Here is an 18310-nt window from a genome sequence, read left to right as displayed (position 1 = left end):
GAGGCTTTATGAAATCCATCACCATTACATTCAGCAACGTAGAAACAGGTCACGACGAAGAGAAGGCGCGGCGCAAAACGCTTGAAGCATTGGACACTCTGATCGATGAACTATGCAAGCCGCCAGTTGATAAAGAGGCAGCGCTGAAAGCATTCTTCGAATCTGGGCAAGGATTGGTCAGTATGGTCCGGGCAGCTGGCAAGGAGACTCTTGTTGGTGAAGATGTAGGTTTATATGCTGAGGAGTTTATTCGGCAGCAGAATGAGATGCATCTTATTGTGTTGCGACAAAGAGGGGTGGTTTCTTGAATACACTCACCAACTCTCTGATAAATGGAATGAATGTGCTTAGCCTTTTCGATGGAATGAGTTGTGGTCGTATAGCTTTAGAACGTGCTGGGATAAAGGTATCAAAGTATTTCGCGAGTGAGATAGACCCGCACGCCATCAAAGTGGCAACAACAAACTATCCTGATACTATCCAAATCGGTGACATAAGAAATGTGAGATGTTCCGACCTTCCTAAGATTGACTTAATGATAGGTGGCAGCCCATGCCAAGGGTTCAGCTTCGCAGGTAAGTTATTAAACTTTGATGATCCTCGTAGCCGATTGTTTTTCGAATATGTTCGGCTATTGGAGACAGTGAAACCGAAATACTTCTTACTCGAAAACGTGAAGATGAAAAAAGAATCCGAAGCAGTCATCACTAAATATCTCGGGGTAGAACCGGTAGTTATTAACTCCTCTCTTGTTTCCGCTCAAAATCGAGTTCGTTTGTATTGGACGAACATACCTGGATTAGTTCAACCAGAGGACAGAGGTATCACATGGGGAGATGTAAGAGAGCGAGGGGTTGAAGCTGAACGGTACTATTACACCGAAAAGGCTTTGCAATGGATGGAACGTCATGGATATAGAAAACAAAAGGTATTGAAGGTTCATGAGGATCACGAAAAAATGCAAATGCTTGAGGCGTCACATCATAAAAACTACTCCTCTCAGAGATTTTTCGGAATTTTAGATAACGGAATAGAAAATGGTGTTCAAAGACAAGCCATTGCAGCTATGCGAGGCCGTTACATTGATGATGGGAATTGGAAAGATGGTCAAGGGAAAACAGTTCAGTATATCGAGTTCCGGAATGACGGCAAGTCTAATTGTCTAACAACAGTTCAAAAAGATAACGTTGTTGTTCCATTTGAACACTATGAGCGTGTGTTGGCTGAGGATTTCGCCTATCGATACATAACACCTTTGGAATGCGAACGACTCCAAACTGTTCCCGATGGTTACACGGATTGTGTGAGCAACACACAGCGTTACAAGATGCTCGGAAATGGATGGACGGTGGATGTGATCTCCCACATTTTCAAAGGAATAAAGGAGGCAAACACGAGTGGAACAACAAACTCCTACAGCAAAACATACCCATTATCGCTCCAAATGCCCGAAATGCTCTTATCCTAATATACTCAAAATTCCGGTTATACAACGTCGTAAAACTCTGGAGTTCGCCTGCAGCTTCTCTGATCCTAAAACAGGAAACTCACTCTGCGGAGCCCATTACACGGTGCTAGTAGAGGAGACAGAGACGTTTGAATTGGCTCAGCATAAGGTGAAGCCTTACATGAACAGCGCTGAGCGAGACGCCTTCATCGTTCTTCTCGCCTTAGCGAATGAACTGCCGGCCGCAATGTCCAAGATTCCAACAATGCCCCAGATGTCCAACTATGCGATTGAACAAGCAAAAGAGTGGATCTCATACGCTGTTAATGAGTGGGTTAAAGAAAAGGACCAGAAAACAACTGCAACGTTGTACCGTGAGAGCCAAGTTTATAAGTTTGGCTTAATGCATAAACGTGAGGCTCGGGAAATTGTCAGGAAGAATGCAGCGCTAGATGCAGAGATGCGAAATGAAACGGTCAAAGAAGAAACGGATATCGTTCTCAACATGGCTCTTGCCACTCTGCAATTTGCTTGCAAAGAGTGTGATGGATCACCAGAGAAGAACGGTGGATGTCCGGTGAAGAGTGCCATGGATAAGCTGGCGATTCCTCCATATGAAGCGATCGAGGCTTGCCACTACGCATACTCGGGACTTACGGATGATGAGATTGCCGAACGCAAGGCGGTGACGACGCAATGAAGTGGCGGGAAGCAAAGAATTATCAACTCGCAGAAATTGCATTCAATGACCAAGGATGCAGCTTGGAACATAAGCTGGCTGCCCTTGAAGAGATAAAACGACGGAAGCGTGAGAGTGCTCACAGCATAGTTCAACAAGCCAAGATAAGGAGGAAGCGAGCATGACAGCGATGTTCAGAACACCAACACTATGTAAGTATCCGGACTGTAAAGCAGTCGCAAGAGCAATGTGGGCTTTTGTCCCTTTGTGCCCGGGGCATCATTTAACAATCCGGCATGAAACGATGAACTACTACGCTAATAAATTCAGCTATCAACACCGGCAGCATTATTTGCAGATAGAACCTTTGGTTCGAGAGGCAAGGGAAGCATATTCGAAGTTAGTAAAGCGGCAGTGAAAGGATGAGAAGAGTTGAGGTTTGTAGGAATTGATCCTGCTACGCGAACTGGATTTGTCGTTTTAGATGAGTGCATGAACGTCCTCGTAGAAGAAGAATTAAGAGGTAAGGGAACAGGTGCAATGAGTATCCCGCAGCTGGTTTCCCTTGAAGATATGCTCTTCAAACGTCTTCAGAAAGAGGACGAAGTGGTCATAGAATCAGCATCGGTAAGCACTCAAATGGCTATTACAACAGGGATGATTCACGGAGGCCTCCGGTCGATGATTCATAGGGCTCGCTTGGATTTTGACGACGTTAACCCGATGCAAACAAAAAAATATGTCGGTGTCACCGGTTGGGTTAAAGAGGGCGGAAAGAATCGCAGGCTCAAGGATGCCGAGAAGAAAGCTGCCGTGAAGCAAGCTGTACTGGAACACTTCGGATACACACACAAGAGTGATAACGTCATTGACGCTTACATCATTGCTCGCATCGCTGTGAATGTTCATCGTTCACGTAATTTGCTTCCAGAAATAGATCGTATGCCTTATCAACTTGAAGTCGTTGAAGCAGTTTTAAATAAAAAATAAACCAAAGGATGAGTGATTCAATATGACAATCAAAACAACAGCTTCTATTAAGAAAATTACAAGTGGTAAAGGTGTAGAAATCGTCTTGAGCCTACCGTCAAGCGTGAGCCTCGATGATTTGAACGAACTGAAGCAGCGCGATGAGTTTTACCTGGCCCTTGGAATTTCCCAAATGGAAGTCCGGGATTACTTGGAACCACGACGCGGACTGCAGGTTGTTACGAATTCCGGCGCTGTTGAGTCAGTTAAGGAAGATGAAAATCAACTGGCGATTGACGATGTGGAAACGAAAGGATCATCCGATGTTGAGGAACAAACAGAAGAAGTTAATGAGCAATTAGAATCAGATGAGGCCCACGAGGAACCAGATCTACCAGAAGAGGACAGTGAGGTGTCTGAGGACGACCTTCCTTTTACTCCGGATCCCGATGAGGAAGAGGATCAAGATGCCCCGTTAACGTTCTTGGACGAAGAGTAATCTTTCAATGCCCCTGCTAGTCGGGGGCTACCGATTAAGGCAAGGGAGGACGCAAACATGTTTCAGGTATCGGATAAATGCTGCAACCAATGCTTGTTCAGCCCAAACAAAATAGTTTCAGATAAGCGCAGGGACAACTTACTCAAAGAAATATGTAAAGAACAAACTTACTTTGTGTGTCATAAAGCGACTATTGCAGGTAAGGAAACTTGCTGCAGAGGATTTTACGAAAGTCTTGGTCATCATTCACAAATGATTAGAATTGCAGAACGTTTAAGTGCTGTTGAATTCGTATCAGTGGAGTCCTAGCCCATGAAAAAAGAGCGAGTCGAAATATATCTACTCCCTCAAATCGTGATTCACGGGAAGACATATCGAGCAACAAACTTCAGGTGGAACCACAAAGGCAAGAAATGGGCCGAGGTTGATTACTGGATCGATGGACGCGGCTGGCAAGCAGTACACGATATTGACAAGATCGGCATGGTAGCTCGGCTGCTATGGAGCCAGAGAACAGAATAGGAGAGTGAACGATGGATAAGCAATATGAACAAGTTAAGCAGTTCCACACAGCATGTGGAATTGAAATGCCGGCTACACCGACGATGTTGGGGCGAGAAGTTGAAACAAGCATTTTATTTGGTAATCGTATGGATGATCTGTGTAAATCCATGAAGAAGTTTTCGAAAACATGGACTAATGCAGAGAATAGTCCTTTCCCTGCAACGTTCCCAGTCCTTGACCGAGCATCATACATGCTTGAAGAACTCACCGAGTTTATGCGAGCTAAGACAATTGAAGATCAAGTGGATGCTTTGGCGGACTTGATTTACTTTGCAATTGGAACATACACGCTAATGGGTGTTAAGCCTGAGCCTATCTTTGACATTGTGCATGCTGCGAATATGGGTAAGGTTGGTCCGGATGGAAAGGTTGAGCGAGATGAACAAGGGAAAATCAAAAAGCCTGTTGGCTGGACCGATGCCTATGCTCCAGAAGAAAAGATTAGGGTTGAGATATACCGACAATCAAACCCGACTAAGAGCTTCCAAGGAGGCGATTGAATGATACAACTACTAGCTGCTGAAGCCGTCGTGTTCGAAGGTTTAAAGGCTGGGAAGTCAGTTGCGCAAATCACTAAGGAATTCAACGATCCCAAAGGAACTAAAACTCATAGCCGAATTAAAAAGATGCGCGAGCTTGGTTTAATAACGCGTGAGGGAACTAAGAGAAATTTTGTGTACTTTTGCTCAGATCAATCTTATGAGATTGTCGAGAAAAGAGAGCCGAAACCTCCAGTAGTATCCTTGCTTACCGAACCAGATGAAACACTAAATGGGATGGTTAAGTTCTCGTTAAGTGAAGATAAGCTGCAGTTTCTGAGAAAGAACTATACGACAATGAGTCGAACGCAATTAGCTAAAAAACTTGGCGTAAATAAGCTTGAGTTAACCTATGTGATGCATAAGCTGGGATTAAAGCAAAAAGAGATTAATGGCGAAGCGGCTGTTGTCACATAATTAAATAAACAAATATAAGTGCTACGGCTACGGTGGTGCGGATCTGATCTCTATTAGAACAGCGTTTTTATTATCCTTCTCCATCTTTTGTAACAGTTCGAATAACTTTAATGCAGCTCTCCATTGTTGTTGGTCTGCACATGTCTGCATGATATCAATAAGGTCTTGCTTAGATGCCATATGATGAATCGAATTAGGGATTGTCACCATCTCCTTTCTACTCAATTTATATCCAAGCAACAGACCCTATATGATAAAACCCCGGTAAGTTATTCATTAGAAATTGATTAGAAATTAGAAAGGTCTTCAGAGTAAGGCAAGTAATTCAATGAATATTAAGGAACATTGGAAAGAGCCACCCCCACCGGCAAGGGGATGGCTCAATAACCAAAAGGGGATGAGATAATGTGGCCCTACATCAATAACATATTCCAGAAAGTGGTAAAGTGCTATGAGTATAATGCCTATCTTACCCCAACAGTAGCGTCCGGAGCATAAGGGAAAATTTGAATATTGAGGGACTTAAAAATTGCAGTGTGAAACACAAATTCAAATAACGGAAGATTCATCTACAGTTTCATATCCTTCTTCCAGTAAGATTTCCTTGATAGTTGAATGTGAGTATAAATGCTCTCGAAGAAAACTAATCCTTCTTAAGACAGACACAGCATCATTAGCATAAAAGGTGGATTTCCCTTGTTGGACAGTGGGTATGAATTCATGGTAAACAGTTAACCAATTTCTGATAGTAGTTCTGGGGATTTCCAACAACTCAGGTAGTTCGCATAAACGGTACTTCATAGTGACACCAACCTAATTCGAAGTGAGGTTTCTTTTTATAGTCAGTGTATGATTCTAAATATTGGAAATTACCTTAAGGGCTCAAGTCTGACGAACAAGTTTTGAATATTGAAGAACTTAAAAAAGTGCCCGAAGGCACTTATCTCTTACGATTGTTAATTATAGAGCAAGTGTAACACTTATACTTCGTACCTTTGATTTGTTGGATATTTTCGCAGTAGACACATTTCACGGTAATGCTCACCCCCAAGGCTATTCTGCCCGGAGTGCTGGAAATTAATGAATATTGTATCGCAGACTTGAAGATAAACAATTAATGATTGATGGCACTACTTGAATATTGAATTAGTTAAAAGCCCAAAGCAATATTTCCTCAGGCCCAATTTGATTATGACATACGTTACATTTTAAAGATATAAAAAAGAGTCATCTAGCCGGCAGGAACGGCTAAATGACTAAGGGGTGGAGTCTTACAGCAATATTATATTCCGTTTATTGGTATGGTGTTAAAGGCAGAAGACCTATCCTTTAAAATGTTCACTCGTAATCAATGCCGTACTTCTTCTTCAGTTCATACAAAATCAAAAATGTTCCAATCATTTGTCCTAGACCAAGACCAGCTTCATATGATTTTTTATCTTCAGCATCAATGTATTTGCTCATTCCTAAGTCACAGAGGATTTGCAATTGTTCATGGACGAATTTATTTAATTCACGATCAGTAGTTTGGTTCTTATCCATTTTAATCACCCACAAAAATATTATCACAGATAGGTGATTAAACAAACCAAGCAGTAGTCCGTCCTTGATGCAACGCAAAATGCCGGAAATGAAGAAAAATGTAACGGAGAATAGCTCCAGTAAAAAGGAGTTGGATTGTTTGGCTCAATTAAGCTTAGGTGACGATTTCTTAAAGGAGATCGATCGGGATTTAACAAAAGAGGCTGTTGAGAGATATTTAGCTGAATATCGCATGTTCAAACACATGGATTTTGAGTCAAGGGAAGCAACAATCACGGCTGCATACTCTGATATGCCGAGGAGCTCACCGACAAACGTCACCAGTGATCAGACCGCTAACATAGCAATTTTCAATGTTGATGAGCCAGCCAGAAGGAAAAAGCATTGCGAGAGGTTGGAAGCCGCAGTTAAGAGGCTGCCGCGGATGGAACGGCTGTTAATGGAAAGTCGTTACCTCTCGGATGATGCTGAATACATCACAGATTATAACGTATACAACCATGTTTTTAATCCGCCGATCGGAGCGACGTTTTATAGGAAGATCCGAAACAAAGCCTTCTACAAGATAGCTCTGGCGCTGGATATCGAGGTTTATAAGGAATCAGAGCCTGATAAGAAGCAGCGGGAGAAGAAGGAAAGCGAGAAAGATGTACAGCCTTAACGACATAGAATAATATGGGTGATGCTTATGGGGAAACGTGAAGGCAAGCAGGTGAAAAAGATAAAGATCAATTTCATTCCTGTAGAAGGCGATGTCTTGGAAGCTATTGCTTCGGCCGTAAATACGAATGTTAGTTCTGTATTAACAAAACACGGCGCAAAGCTTACAATAGGACTCAATGAAATAATTCGTAACCACGCAAAGGTGTGATATATTTTGCAACAAAAACTGACCAAAGAGAAGGCGCGGGCTTATGTCCGCGTCTCTACGCTTAAAGATAGCCAAAAAGATAGCCCTGAGCATCAAGAGGGATTGATCCGCGAAAACGCGGCATCCGACAATGTAGAGATTGAACATGTTTACCTTGATCGTGATACCGGTACAAACATTATTGAGAGGGAAGATGTCCGCAAATTAATTGAGGATGCAAAGAAGGGATTGTACAAAACAATTTACTTTGCATCTCTGTCCAGGTTTAGCCGTGACACTCTCGATGCTCTTTCACTAAAACGGATGTTGGTCAATGCTCTAGGTGTTCGTGTTATCTCAATTGAGGACATGTATGACTCAGGTAAAGAAGACAATGAAATGATCTTCAGCATCATCTCTTCAGTTAACCAAAAGCAATCAGAGAACATCAGCACGTCGTCTAAGCGTGGCAAGAGACAGTCTGCAAAGTCTGGGAACTTCACTGGATCTATTGCACCGTTTGGTTATAAGAAAATTGTTACAGCCGAAGGCAGGAAGTCACTGGAAGTAGTTCCTGAGCATGCTGAAGTGGTTAGGCTGATTTTCGATCTATACATCAATAAAGGTATGGGTGAAAAGTTGATTGTTGGGTTTTTGAATGACCCAATTAATGAGATCATGCCTAGCCCTAAAACTGGCACATGGGGAATAAGCTCAGTTCAACGTATTTTACAGAATGAAACATACACCGGTTATGTCACGTTCTCGAAGCTAGAAACCAGACAAGTCTATGATGACATTAATGATTTGCAGAACAGAAGAAAAGTCCTTAGCTTACGCGATAAAAGTAAATGGGAGAAGACAGACTTTCAAACACATGAAGCAATAATCCCAGCAGAGGCTTTCCAAGAAGCACAACGTATACGCTTGGTTCGTGGAGGCGGAGCTCGGGGAGGGCAGCGCAAATTTGTTAATGCATTCGCTAAGATGATCTTCTGTAAGTGCTGCGGATCGGCAATCGTAGCAATGTCCGGATCCCCGAGACCGGGAGCTAGGAAGTATACTTATCTGGTATGCAGCAAAAGACGCCGGCAAGGTGCTAGTGGTTGTGTAAATAAATCTTGGGTTCCTTATGAAGAGTTTAGAGACGAGCTTATTAATGGGGTAGTCGAGCGGATGAACAGAGCGGTGAACTTCGGTTCTTTCGCAGGTGGTATAACTGATACATCCGAATACGGAAACTCAGTTAATGATTTCGAGAAGGATATCAAACGACTGGAAAAGACGATCGCAGATAATCGGATGCTTCTTTTTGGAATCAGGAAGCAGCATATGCTCCAAGAGATGAATGACAACCAGTATGAATTTGAGAAACAGCAATATGAATTAGAAATTGCTGATGCTGAACAGAAGCTTGGTAGTATCCGGGCCAAGAATGCTCAGCGAAAAGATAAGGATAAACTTCATAAAGACATTAAAGCGGCGCTTAGTCAGATTACAGCTCGGGGTACTTATGATGATGTAGAGTTTACCAGGATCACCTTATCCAAGCTTATTGATCGTATTGAGATATCTGAAGAAGGCGAAGCGGATGTATATACTGTATTGGGGCAGCTATAAGCTAGCCTCTTTTTATTTGTTATGACTTGATAATACGTTACATTGGAAATATGATTTCTCACAGTTTTCTCACTGATGAAAAGCTGCTGTGCGATATCCTTCGTCGTTTTGTCCTGCACTAATAGTTCGAATACTTCGCGTTCGCGGTTTGTAAGTAGAAATTTGTTTTTGTGGTCGCTGCCCATGGATGTGTGGAAACCATTGAAGAAAACCCAGATATATCAATGCTTTGTTATTAGTTGATGCAAATTTGATGCAATTGGTTTATAATTGGTTGCATCAGATAAATATCAATGGAGGATCAATCATGGCAGCATCTTCGGACAAGACAATTAAGTTTAATGAGAATGCGAAAAGTAATCCCTATTGGTTTCAGGTTATGGTTAACGGCAAGCGTGTCACGCGCAGGGGGTTCAAGACTATTACAGAAGCGAAAAAAGCGCGGGCCGCAATTATAACGGAGCTCAGTAAAGGGGAGTACATAGAACCAAACAAGATGAGTTTTGGTTCTTATTTTGAGCAGTGGTTATCTGGTCGGGCCAATATTGCACACTCAACCAGGAAAATGTATGAGTCATACTTTAGAACGCACATTAATCCTGTTCTCGGAGACATTCCTTTGTCGAAGATCAATGCAACACACATGGAGCAACTCATTGCATCAATTCGCGAAAAAGAATTAGGCGATGAAATGGTAAAGCGGATCTTCGCTACCGTGAATGCCTCACTAAATGCCGCGGAGAGGAAAGACCTTATCTCGAAGAACGCTGCCAATAAAATAGAGAAGCCAACTGTCAAAAGGAAAGAACGAGCAGTTTGGGACATCGATACGGTTAGAGAGTTTTTCCAAGCAACAAAGAACGAGAGCCGTTACTGGATCGCCGCTTATTTGGCTGTTATGACGGGAATGCGGCAGGGGGAGATCCTTGCGCTTCGGTGGTCAGATATAGACATGGAAAAAGGAATTATTCAAGTGCGGCGTAATTTGGTGAAGAACATGACCATATTTACCGGATTGAAGACTGAGAAGAGCCGGCGCACAATCGCGATCTCTCAACAAATCATCTCTATTCTCGAAGAGCAAAGACAAAAGAACGAGCTTGAGAAGCAAAATCCAAAAATCAAGTATGAGGATAATGATTTGGTTGTATGTAGTTCCAAAGGGACACCGGCCACGGCAACTAAAGTTATTCATGCTTGGAAAACGATGCAGCAGAATTATAAACCAGAATCAGCTCCAACAATCACATTCCATGATTTAAGACATACACATGCTTCTATCATGTTAAGGCAAGGTGTGCATCCTAAAGTCGTCTCAGAACGTCTAGGGCACTCTACAATTACTCTGACCTTAGACACGTATTCTCACTTGCTGCCAAACATGCAAGAAGAAGCCGCGGATTCATTAGAAAGTACAATTGGATTGAAATTTTAATAAAAAGAAGAGGAACTACCATGTGGGATTATGGCGGCTCCTCTTTCTTATTAGCCCTGATTTTCAGGTTTGTGCTCGATGATCTCATTTGGTTGTACTCCAAAAAAAGTACAAAGTTTATCAATGACATCCAAAGACACATTTTCACCTTTATCAAATTTAGCAATTGTTGAAGGACCGAATCCCAATTGTCGCAGATCAGTTTTTTTCATCTCTTTATCAACAAGCAGTTTAAATAAGGGTTTATACGAAAATGGCATAAAAACACCCCTTTCTGTATTATATCTATCCATAGTAATAAAAAAAGTACAGAAAATCAAATATAATATTTGACTTCTTGTACAGAAAGTGATATATTTAATACAGGAAGTGAAACATTAGGGCTTCCTGAAAGGGTGAGAAGATGAAAGATTGGGTACTGCTTCTAACGGCTTTGGTTCAACTTTGGACAGCGATCATATTGAACCGTAAAAGTCGTAAGGAGGAAGAAGAAAAGAAAAAAGGAACCAGAAAACGACGCGTAGGGCGCAGACGTTAGAGGTTCCTCGGAGGGGTCGAAAGACCTCTCCACCCAATCTTAACATAAATGCTTTACAAATCAAGATCGGGAGGTAATTACTATGAACACAATTACATGGATCGTAATCGCGGCAGCTCTTGTCTTAAGCATCATTGCTCTGGTCCAGTCTATTCGGAATAAGTGATGACCAGGAATACACCTTTCGGCGGCCCGATCACTCCACAACGACAGAGGATGAAATTCATGATCAAGCGTAATGAGGTACTTGAACGGCGAGGTTTACTGAAGTTGCACATGGAGCAGAAAAGGAAAAGGGCATTGAGAGAGAATTTTGGCGCCGAAGATTATCAGTAAAAAGAAAGTAGTTTTGCCGCTCTCAAAACGACGCCATTTGGTTTTAAACGTGTTAAATTTATATCATAGGAAATCAAGAAGAAGGCAGCACCCGAATAAAACAATTCGTAAGCAGGCAGCGCCGCTGCATTGGTGAGAGAAGTAAGCACCGATGGCCGTGCATAAGCCCTGCTCTTTTTATTTTCGCGGGGATCTCGCCTTCTCTTGGTTTTCTATTAAAGATTTTTTTCATATTTCCGATATATGGAATATGGAGGCGATGTTTTGGAAGGTTTAACTACAGTATTTACAAACAATATTAATGCGATGGCTTATTCAGTAGTACAACTTTTACTTATGTATATTGTCGGGCCATCGTTAGTAACCGCGATTATCTTGAGGTTTGCTTTTAATATCCGCGGCAAGGTACATAGCATGATCGTTGGTATTGTTGCGTTTATCGGCCTTTATTTCTTTGCCAAATATGGCATTGTTCATCTTCCAGAAATGATGCAGAGTAAATTGTCTTTATCAAAACTTGATTAGACAAGCCGGCTGCATATGTTGGAAAATGTAGGTGGGAGGTGAGAAAGAATGAGGTACGAAGTATTTAAATCCAGGATCATAGAATCCGATCCAATCGATTGGATTTATGATGATGAGCTGGGGCTATTTGTTTTAACTAGCGATATTCAGATTACGATTTTAACAGTTCGTGATGATAATTTCGACAATGAATTTCATGAGTCTTGGGTAGAACGATATTCAGATCCCAAGGCTTATCGTAAGAAGTATTTGTTGAAATACAATGGAAACACAATCGAAACATTCTATACAGTAGCAGTTGATGGCTATAGAATGGATATTCCGTATCCAAAGAGACCTGAGATGACAATAACTAACGAACAATACAGATTAGGTAAAATCATCAACAGGATTCATCGTGGACATGGATTTGATGATTATTTAGAAAGAGCAGACATAAAAATCGTCGAGTAAGTCTTAAGCACCTCTTGGGTGCTTTTTTTATTACCCGAAACTGCATTTAGAAAGTGAAATGATCCTTAGCGCTGAGGTTGATGTAACGTAGGAGGCCGCCTGAATAAGCCGATGGTACGACCTTATCGTTTTACTTTTTAAGTGCGGTTAAACACGAAACCACATAAATGTACCTAGGGCATTCGTAAATGCCTGTTAAGTGCCAATGTGGACGTTACATGATGAACTAGAGGGGGATACTCATGAAGCTAATCTTTCTAGATATTGACGGAGTAATGAATCATCGAGATTACATGGTGCGCAGTCGATTACACATGATGCAGGAATTTTGCCCAGTAGCCGTCCGAAATCTGCGGGAAGTGATCAAGCGCACCGGTGCTAAGATTATTCTTTCCTCAGTATGGCGAAAAGGATTATCGATCGAGGAAATTAAGAAACTTTTCTCCTGGTATGACCTCGACAAATATGTTATCGGTGCAACTCCTGTATTGGATTGGGAGATCCGCGGCAAAGAGATTCAATTGTTTATGGATGAGCTCGAGCAGCCGGTCGAGCGTTTCGTAATCCTTGATGACGATGACGATATGGGCCAGCTGCTGCCGCACTTGATTCACTGCAAGAGTTATTCGGGATTTGTCAGTGATGAGAGAAGAGAGCAGGCAATATTGCTGCTTGGTGAAGTACCGATCGAGCGGAAATAAAAAACCACTAGCGGGGGCTAGTGGAATTCATTTGGTATTGCAAGGTGAAGCTGGCATACATCATTTCTATCGTCTTTATGAACTAATAATTTTTCCCCTAAAATTAATTCATAACCATTTTCAAAAGAGTCATTCAAGTAGGATTCATAAAGATCAAGTATCGACTTGCCTGTTTCTTGATTAGTAATGATTTCAATATCGTGTGGACCAGAAAAAACATCGGTCAGATCTTTAATACTTAACGAGTTCGAGTGCAATTCCAACAGGAATCTATTGCCACACAGTCTTTGGTTCTCTTTCAATTTCAACGTTAATATCACCTCCATTCCCATCCTATATTTTACCACAAAAAGAAAATGTGCGGAGATGAAATGAGAAAATATGTTCTGGTTGTGGTTAATTCTGTTGCGGGGATGATTTGTACAATTGAATTAACATTTCTTCGAAGTCAAGTAATTTATGTGCCTTGATCACATTTCCTAGATTCATAGGGATATGTGATACTGATACGGGTCTATTCGGGATGTTTTGCATTCGAATTTGACCGGTTGCAGTGAACTGTGGACCTGCATATAAGATGCCTAGTAGAAAAATTCTATTTACTCCCATTTGAAAGCCTGCTCTGTTCGTGAAGCTTCCTTCGTTAACGATCATTACAGGAGAACCGCTCGAACCTGGGTAACAAGCTGCATCAATTAAAAATTCTTCAACGCCATTATAATTAAGTTTTGGATGTGTTGCGGTTATTCCTCTTCGTACGATGGGTTTATTATTGACTGCATCCCATAAACCACTAGGGTATCCAACCATTGTTATCTCTTCCATTACCCCTAGCTCGTTTAATTGTTCAAAACTAGGAATGTATTGTTTTCCTAATGTCCTATAAAACAATTTTTCTCCATGATGGCTAGCATAATTGACATAAGGACCAATCGGCATTACACACAGGTCAACTTCTGGTTCTGGGTGAAGAAACCAACGGCTTTCAAAGTTATCTAACGCGATTGGATAATGCTCAGTATCAACCGGGTTACCCTCTGAGTCAGCAACATTAAAGAGAATGCGGCCAGTTACAGAATTCTCAATCACATGCTTGTTGGTAACAACAACAGGAATTTTAAGTGGACCATCATCAACGTCGAAAGAGAAGAAGAACCCAGTACCGGTACTTGTTCCATTAGCTAATGTACACTCAATGCGTGCAGTCGAATACAACAGTTGCTCAGAAAGACCTAGATTATTTGGCAAATTGAATCCCCCCTAAATATTTACAATTAATAGTATGAAGCAACTGTTTTTGCAATACAAGCCCTAATAATAATAAAGAAACCGTCAGGTTTCTAACCACCATCCCTGCATAACCCCACATTCAAGAACGTAGCAGGGTTAATCATTAGCATCGTTAAGGAGGCAATGAATCATGATGTCGCTCAATAATCAAAACCATACGTTTACCGGAGGCATACCAGCTGCTGTACACGACCCATAGTGATGGACCAGACGCAAACCTTAAGGGAACGGGGTTTTAAAAGATACGCTCTAACGTAACTTAGTACGTATAACAAAGGGCCTTATTAATCTAATATGTAGGGAAAAAAGAGTCGTCTTTAAATTCACTCGTTTTCGGGCAAATTCAGCCGTTTTGGGAATATGTCTGATACTCGATCTTACGAATGCTTGTTCTTACGAACATTTGATCTGGATTTCATGAGAGGTGCAAATGATGATTAGCGGAGAATTGATAAACTCTAAAGGCAGGGACGTGATGAAACCGTGATTTGGTTCATCATTATTCTGGTTGCTGTCGTTCTTCTTTTCGGCATTACATGGGGCTGCTTATTCATCGATTTGTCGGACTTTTTCAACTGGTTTGATTGAGGTAATTTTCGCAAAGGAATTTAACAATGACTGGAAAATAATCTTGCGCCCGCCTCGTTCAATTCTGTAAAAATTGCTTGTTGTGAAAATTTACTCTTGTGAACAGAATGATGCTTCTAATTATGTTTTGTAAACATCTGAGTAAAACCGCATCGATTCTGTTGCAAAACAGTGTCTCAAAAACACCCGTATTAGTGCTTTTTTGGTCCTGTGCGTTTAAGTGGCCGAAACGTTCATAATATCGTCTCTTTGTCCGTCTCTAAATTAATGTATCATTAGGTACGTGTTTTTGATACAATCGAAGTATCAAGAACTCTGGAGGCGGATTATTATGAAAATCGGCTATGCGCGCGTATCGACTGTTGACCAATCACTTGACTCCCAGATCGACGAATTGAAGAAAGCGGGATGCGAACGGATTTACACGGAGAAAGCGAGCGGGGCTAAAGACGATCGGATCGAGCTGCAGAAAGCAATTGATGCATTGCGTCCTGGGGATGTGTTCATGGTGTATAAGCTGGATCGACTTGCTCGTTCTACGATTAAGCTCATTACTACGCTCGATCAAATACAGAAGATGGGTGTGGAGTTTGTCAGCATCAGCGATAAGCTCGATACTACAACTGCAGCAGGCAAAGCCTTATTTGGTGTTCTAGCCGTGTTTGCTGAGTTTGAAAGAAACGTAATCGTTGAGCGGACCAAGGCAGGCCTTGCTGCTTCTCGGGCGAGAGGACGCAATGGCGGACGGCCAAAGACTGATCCGCGCAAATTGACACAAGCTTTAAAGCTTTACGATGGCCAAGAACATACCGTCGCTGAGATCGCTGAACTTACAGGCGTCAACCGTGCGACTCTATATAGATCGTTGAAGGAACGAGATATGAAAGCGAAGATCTCGACCACCGCCAATGATAAAGTAAAAATGAGTAGAAATATCGAAAAAATCGTAAAAAGTATGATCGGCGAGCCAAATACAGATATGAACGAGGCACTCTCTCCATGAGGGTGCTTTTTATTTGCAAAGAAAGGAGAAATGTCACATGTCAGAAGAAAAACAGGTCCAACAATCACACCAACCAAACCTCCAGCACGGAGTATTCCCATTCATCCGGTCCGGACTGCATCCGTGTAATAAATGCGCTAAGCGGCAGCAGTGTCCTAAGTTCCAGAAGGGCAATGATTGCTATTACCTTGCAGAGTTCCAGAAAGGAATAGAGAACGCGGTAATGGATCTGGACTTTGTAGCTGAGCAGGATCGTCCTATCGCCCAACTGCTTGCGAAGGAAATGGGCATCCTAGCTCTCTGTGAAATGTATTTCACTGAAGAGGGGATGGTTATCCATGATAGGCGCTCCAAGAAACTCGATGCACAGCCGTTAGTTGCCACTTACAACAACTTCATGAGGTCCGCAAAGCAAACGATGGCGGCGCTTGGGTTAGGTCCGGCTGCCCGTACAAAGATCGACCTTGAGAAGGCCAACGTTGGAAAGAAGATGAAAGAAATCGGACAGGACACTTCGCCGCAAGGGACTGAGTTCTTAGATGATTGAATATGCGAAGGAAATTAGAGCAAAGATCGATGCACTTGGGGCAAAGAACAAAGAAAAAGGACAGAAAGCCTATGCTTTATTGGGCGACTTCGAGCGATTTACAGCCAAGTGTCTAAAGATTAAGACCAAAGAAGGGAAGATTCTCCCCTTTGTCCTGAATGACGCGCAGAAGGATTTCGCCAAGCAATTGCTTGAGACTATTGCCGCAGGGAAGCCGGCTCGGTTCATTATCCTCAAGGCGCGGCAGCTCGGATTCTCTACGGTGACAGAGGCGATCATTTATTACCTTTCATCACTTCAGGAAGCTAAGAATGCCTTTATCGTAGCGCAGGACGCCAAGGCATCAGGTAACTTGTTCGACATGTTCAAAACGTACTACGACAACGTACCGCTGCTGTACAAGCCGATGAAGAAGAAAGACAATGCCAAAGCGTTCACATTTGAGAACCCAACTTCATTGGACTCTGTTCGGCAAGATAACCCCGGGCTAAAGTCAAAGATCACAGTGGATACTGCAGAAGCGAAGGTACTTGCGCGGTCAGGTACAATTCATTACCTGCATGTCTCAGAGCTCGCCTTCTGGCCTGAGAATCGGAAAAGCAAACATATGCTTTCACTGTTGCAATCATTGTCTGATTCTCCGGGTACCGTTTGCGTTATTGAATCGACGGCTAATGGTTTGGGAGAGTATTTTCAGCAGATGTGGGAAAAAGCAGTCACCGGCCAGAACGACTATGTTCCGATCTTCGTTGCGTGGCATGAATTCCCGACATATCGAGATAGCTTTATCTCTGAACAGGAAAGGCAAGATTTCGAGGATTCAATGCTTGAGGAAGAGAGGGAGTTGCAGAAACGGTTTAATCTTGATCTGGAGCAGCTAAAGTGGCGTCGCTCTACAATCAAGAATAAATGCGATGGAGATGCAAAGTCATTCCAGCAAGAGTACCCTTCCTTTCCCGAAGAAGCTTTCCTCGTATCCGGTCGATCAGTGTTCGACCAGGCGCAGATTCAGGGAGACATGCGAGATGCACCGGAGCCAATCAGAGAAGACAGAGAGGGAGATATCCTAATCTTTGAAGAACCGATTGAAGGTGAGCTGTATGACGCAGGCGCGGACGTGGCGGAAGGTCTGGATGAGGACGAGAACGATGCTTCCACGTTGGTGATCTGGAAACGAAGTACAGGTGAACAGGTTGCAGAAATCCAGTGTTGGGAAGAACCTTATTCCTTTGCTGAACTCATAAATGAATGGGGCCGCTATTACAATACGGCTCTGCTTGGCGTGGAAAGAAATAACCATGGGCATGCTGTGCTGCTTGCACTCATGCAAATCTTTGATTACCCGAATCTCTACGCTCATAAAGATTATGACGTGAAGGGCAATGTGGAAAAGCGCGAAGGGTGGCCAACTACATCGAAGACGCGGCCGATCCTGGTTGAGGAATACCGGCAGGCGTACATGAACAAAGAGGTTTTTCCAAAGTCACGCCGGATTCTTGGGGAAATGAGGACATTTGTAAAACGGAATGGTAAGGCGCAACATCAAAGCGGCTGCCATGATGATATCTTGCTTGGCGGCATGATTGGCTGGGAGATGCGGAAACACAGGCACAAAGGGCATTTCAAGCCGATAGGATACTCATTCATGGCCGATATTCCCGGACTATTTGACGAGGAGGTGAGTTAAAAACAATATGCCAAATGTGTTTTCGAAAATGACAAACGTAGTTCTCGACTTTTTCGGGCGCCGGCAGCTGACTCTTGATAG

At 42.5% G+C, this 18310-nt stretch carries 25 protein-coding genes and 1 pseudogene; 20 read left to right on the top strand and 6 right to left on the bottom strand.

Features of this window, described 5'->3' with window-relative positions; all coding sequences use genetic code 11:
• Positions 1–8 precede the first annotated feature (8 nt).
• The 10 genes from J2X61_RS23875 (at position 9) to J2X61_RS23830 (ending at position 5114) form a co-directional block, all read left to right on the top strand.
• Positions 9–308, top strand: a complete 300-nt coding sequence (locus tag J2X61_RS23875) for a hypothetical protein (protein ID WP_310191202.1) — start codon at positions 9–11, stop codon at positions 306–308.
• Positions 305–1468, top strand: a complete 1164-nt coding sequence (gene dcm, locus J2X61_RS23870) for a DNA (cytosine-5-)-methyltransferase (RefSeq protein ID WP_310191200.1) — start codon at positions 305–307, stop codon at positions 1466–1468. Before J2X61_RS23875 ends, dcm begins: the two co-directional genes overlap by 4 nt.
• Positions 1398–2147, top strand: coding sequence for a DUF5651 domain-containing protein (locus J2X61_RS23865; protein ID WP_310191197.1), 750 nt, complete (start codon positions 1398–1400; stop codon positions 2145–2147). Before dcm ends, J2X61_RS23865 begins: the two co-directional genes overlap by 71 nt.
• A gap of 160 nt (positions 2148–2307) precedes the next feature.
• Positions 2308–2544 (top strand): hypothetical protein, encoded by a 237-nt coding sequence (locus J2X61_RS23860; RefSeq protein WP_310191194.1) that lies wholly within the window; start codon positions 2308–2310, stop codon positions 2542–2544.
• 14 nt (positions 2545–2558) lie between these two features.
• Positions 2559–3116, top strand: coding sequence for a hypothetical protein (locus J2X61_RS23855; RefSeq protein WP_310191192.1), 558 nt, complete (start codon positions 2559–2561; stop codon positions 3114–3116).
• A gap of 22 nt (positions 3117–3138) precedes the next feature.
• The gene (locus J2X61_RS23850; protein ID WP_310191189.1) at positions 3139–3594 is read left to right on the top strand and encodes a hypothetical protein; all 456 of its coding nucleotides are present in this window, start codon (positions 3139–3141) and stop codon (positions 3592–3594) included.
• Between the two features lie 57 nt (positions 3595–3651).
• Positions 3652–3903 carry a hypothetical protein gene (locus J2X61_RS23845; protein ID WP_310191186.1) on the top strand — a complete coding sequence of 84 codons (252 nt, stop codon included), beginning with the start codon at positions 3652–3654 and terminating at the stop codon, positions 3901–3903.
• Between the two features lie 3 nt (positions 3904–3906).
• The gene (locus J2X61_RS23840) at positions 3907–4116 is read left to right on the top strand and encodes a hypothetical protein (protein WP_310191183.1); all 210 of its coding nucleotides are present in this window, start codon (positions 3907–3909) and stop codon (positions 4114–4116) included.
• Positions 4117–4127: 11 nt separating this feature from the next.
• Positions 4128–4658, top strand: coding sequence for a pyrophosphohydrolase domain-containing protein (locus J2X61_RS23835; RefSeq protein WP_310191179.1), 531 nt, complete (start codon positions 4128–4130; stop codon positions 4656–4658).
• Positions 4659–5114 (top strand): hypothetical protein, encoded by a 456-nt coding sequence (locus J2X61_RS23830; RefSeq protein ID WP_310191176.1) that lies wholly within the window; start codon positions 4659–4661, stop codon positions 5112–5114. It begins immediately after the preceding gene.
• Positions 5115–5663: 549 nt separating this feature from the next.
• Here the strand turns inward: J2X61_RS23830 and J2X61_RS36455 are convergent.
• Positions 5664–5915: a MerR family transcriptional regulator gene (locus J2X61_RS36455; RefSeq protein ID WP_396135487.1), complete on the bottom strand. Its 252-nt coding sequence runs from the start codon at positions 5913–5915 to the stop codon at positions 5664–5666.
• Positions 5916–6452: 537 nt separating this feature from the next.
• Positions 6453–6656 (bottom strand): hypothetical protein, encoded by a 204-nt coding sequence (locus tag J2X61_RS23825; protein WP_310191175.1) that lies wholly within the window; start codon positions 6654–6656, stop codon positions 6453–6455.
• 139 nt (positions 6657–6795) lie between these two features.
• Here J2X61_RS23825 and J2X61_RS23820 point away from each other — a divergent pair, with 139 nt between their 5' ends.
• From J2X61_RS23820 to J2X61_RS23810, 3 genes are read left to right on the top strand one after another with little or no spacing between them, the layout of a single operon-like run.
• Positions 6796–7317, top strand: a complete 522-nt coding sequence (locus J2X61_RS23820; protein ID WP_310191172.1) for an ArpU family phage packaging/lysis transcriptional regulator — start codon at positions 6796–6798, stop codon at positions 7315–7317.
• A gap of 27 nt (positions 7318–7344) precedes the next feature.
• Positions 7345–7527 carry a hypothetical protein gene (locus J2X61_RS23815; protein WP_310191170.1) on the top strand — a complete coding sequence of 61 codons (183 nt, stop codon included), beginning with the start codon at positions 7345–7347 and terminating at the stop codon, positions 7525–7527.
• A 6-nt stretch (positions 7528–7533) separates the two neighbouring features.
• Positions 7534–9126, top strand: coding sequence for a recombinase family protein (locus J2X61_RS23810; protein ID WP_310191166.1), 1593 nt, complete (start codon positions 7534–7536; stop codon positions 9124–9126).
• A gap of 41 nt (positions 9127–9167) precedes the next feature.
• Here the strand turns inward: J2X61_RS23810 and J2X61_RS23805 are convergent.
• Positions 9168–9311 (bottom strand): annotated as a pseudogene (locus tag J2X61_RS23805) (LuxR C-terminal-related transcriptional regulator); the annotation flags it as partial.
• Between the two features lie 122 nt (positions 9312–9433).
• On the opposite strand from J2X61_RS23805, the gene J2X61_RS23800 reads away from it, so the two are divergent.
• Positions 9434–10561: a tyrosine-type recombinase/integrase gene (locus J2X61_RS23800; RefSeq protein ID WP_310191162.1), complete on the top strand. Its 1128-nt coding sequence runs from the start codon at positions 9434–9436 to the stop codon at positions 10559–10561.
• 50 nt (positions 10562–10611) lie between these two features.
• On the opposite strand, the gene J2X61_RS23795 is transcribed toward J2X61_RS23800, so the two are convergent.
• Positions 10612–10821: a helix-turn-helix domain-containing protein gene (locus tag J2X61_RS23795; protein WP_310191160.1), complete on the bottom strand. Its 210-nt coding sequence runs from the start codon at positions 10819–10821 to the stop codon at positions 10612–10614.
• 878 nt (positions 10822–11699) lie between these two features.
• Between J2X61_RS23795 and J2X61_RS23790 the strand changes: the two genes are divergently transcribed.
• From J2X61_RS23790 to J2X61_RS23780, 3 genes are all read left to right on the top strand, one after another.
• Positions 11700–11960 carry a hypothetical protein gene (locus J2X61_RS23790; RefSeq protein WP_310191157.1) on the top strand — a complete coding sequence of 87 codons (261 nt, stop codon included), beginning with the start codon at positions 11700–11702 and terminating at the stop codon, positions 11958–11960.
• Positions 11961–12008: 48 nt separating this feature from the next.
• The gene (locus J2X61_RS23785; protein WP_310191154.1) at positions 12009–12413 is read left to right on the top strand and encodes a hypothetical protein; all 405 of its coding nucleotides are present in this window, start codon (positions 12009–12011) and stop codon (positions 12411–12413) included.
• A 242-nt stretch (positions 12414–12655) separates the two neighbouring features.
• Entirely contained in the window at positions 12656–13114 is a 459-nt protein-coding gene (locus J2X61_RS23780; RefSeq protein WP_310191151.1) for an HAD domain-containing protein, read from the top strand.
• Between the two features lie 17 nt (positions 13115–13131).
• Here J2X61_RS23780 and J2X61_RS23775 read toward each other — a convergent pair whose 3' ends face one another.
• Entirely contained in the window at positions 13132–13416 is a 285-nt protein-coding gene (locus J2X61_RS23775; protein WP_310191148.1) for a hypothetical protein, read from the bottom strand.
• 94 nt (positions 13417–13510) lie between these two features.
• Complete coding sequence (locus J2X61_RS23770) at positions 13511–14362, bottom strand: S1 family peptidase (RefSeq protein ID WP_310191144.1); 852 nt, start codon at positions 14360–14362, stop codon at positions 13511–13513.
• A gap of 961 nt (positions 14363–15323) precedes the next feature.
• Between J2X61_RS23770 and J2X61_RS23765 the strand changes: the two genes are divergently transcribed.
• From J2X61_RS23765 to J2X61_RS23755, 3 genes are read left to right on the top strand one after another with little or no spacing between them, the layout of a single operon-like run.
• Entirely contained in the window at positions 15324–15995 is a 672-nt protein-coding gene (locus tag J2X61_RS23765; RefSeq protein ID WP_310191141.1) for a recombinase family protein, read from the top strand.
• Between the two features lie 37 nt (positions 15996–16032).
• Positions 16033–16542: a P27 family phage terminase small subunit gene (locus J2X61_RS23760; protein ID WP_310191137.1), complete on the top strand. Its 510-nt coding sequence runs from the start codon at positions 16033–16035 to the stop codon at positions 16540–16542.
• A complete protein-coding gene (locus tag J2X61_RS23755; RefSeq protein ID WP_310191134.1) occupies positions 16535–18229 on the top strand; it encodes a terminase large subunit in 1695 nt (564 codons plus the stop codon). The genes J2X61_RS23760 and J2X61_RS23755 overlap by 8 nt, the downstream gene beginning before the upstream one ends.
• The last annotated feature ends 81 nt before the right edge of the window (positions 18230–18310 follow it).

The organism is Bacillus sp. 3255 (assembly GCF_031456485.1).
Taxonomy (GTDB): Bacteria; Bacillota; Bacilli; order Paenibacillales; family NBRC-103111; genus Paenibacillus_E.
The sequence above is the reverse complement of the archived record's forward strand: the minus strand, read 5'-3'. Positions and strand labels throughout refer to the sequence as shown.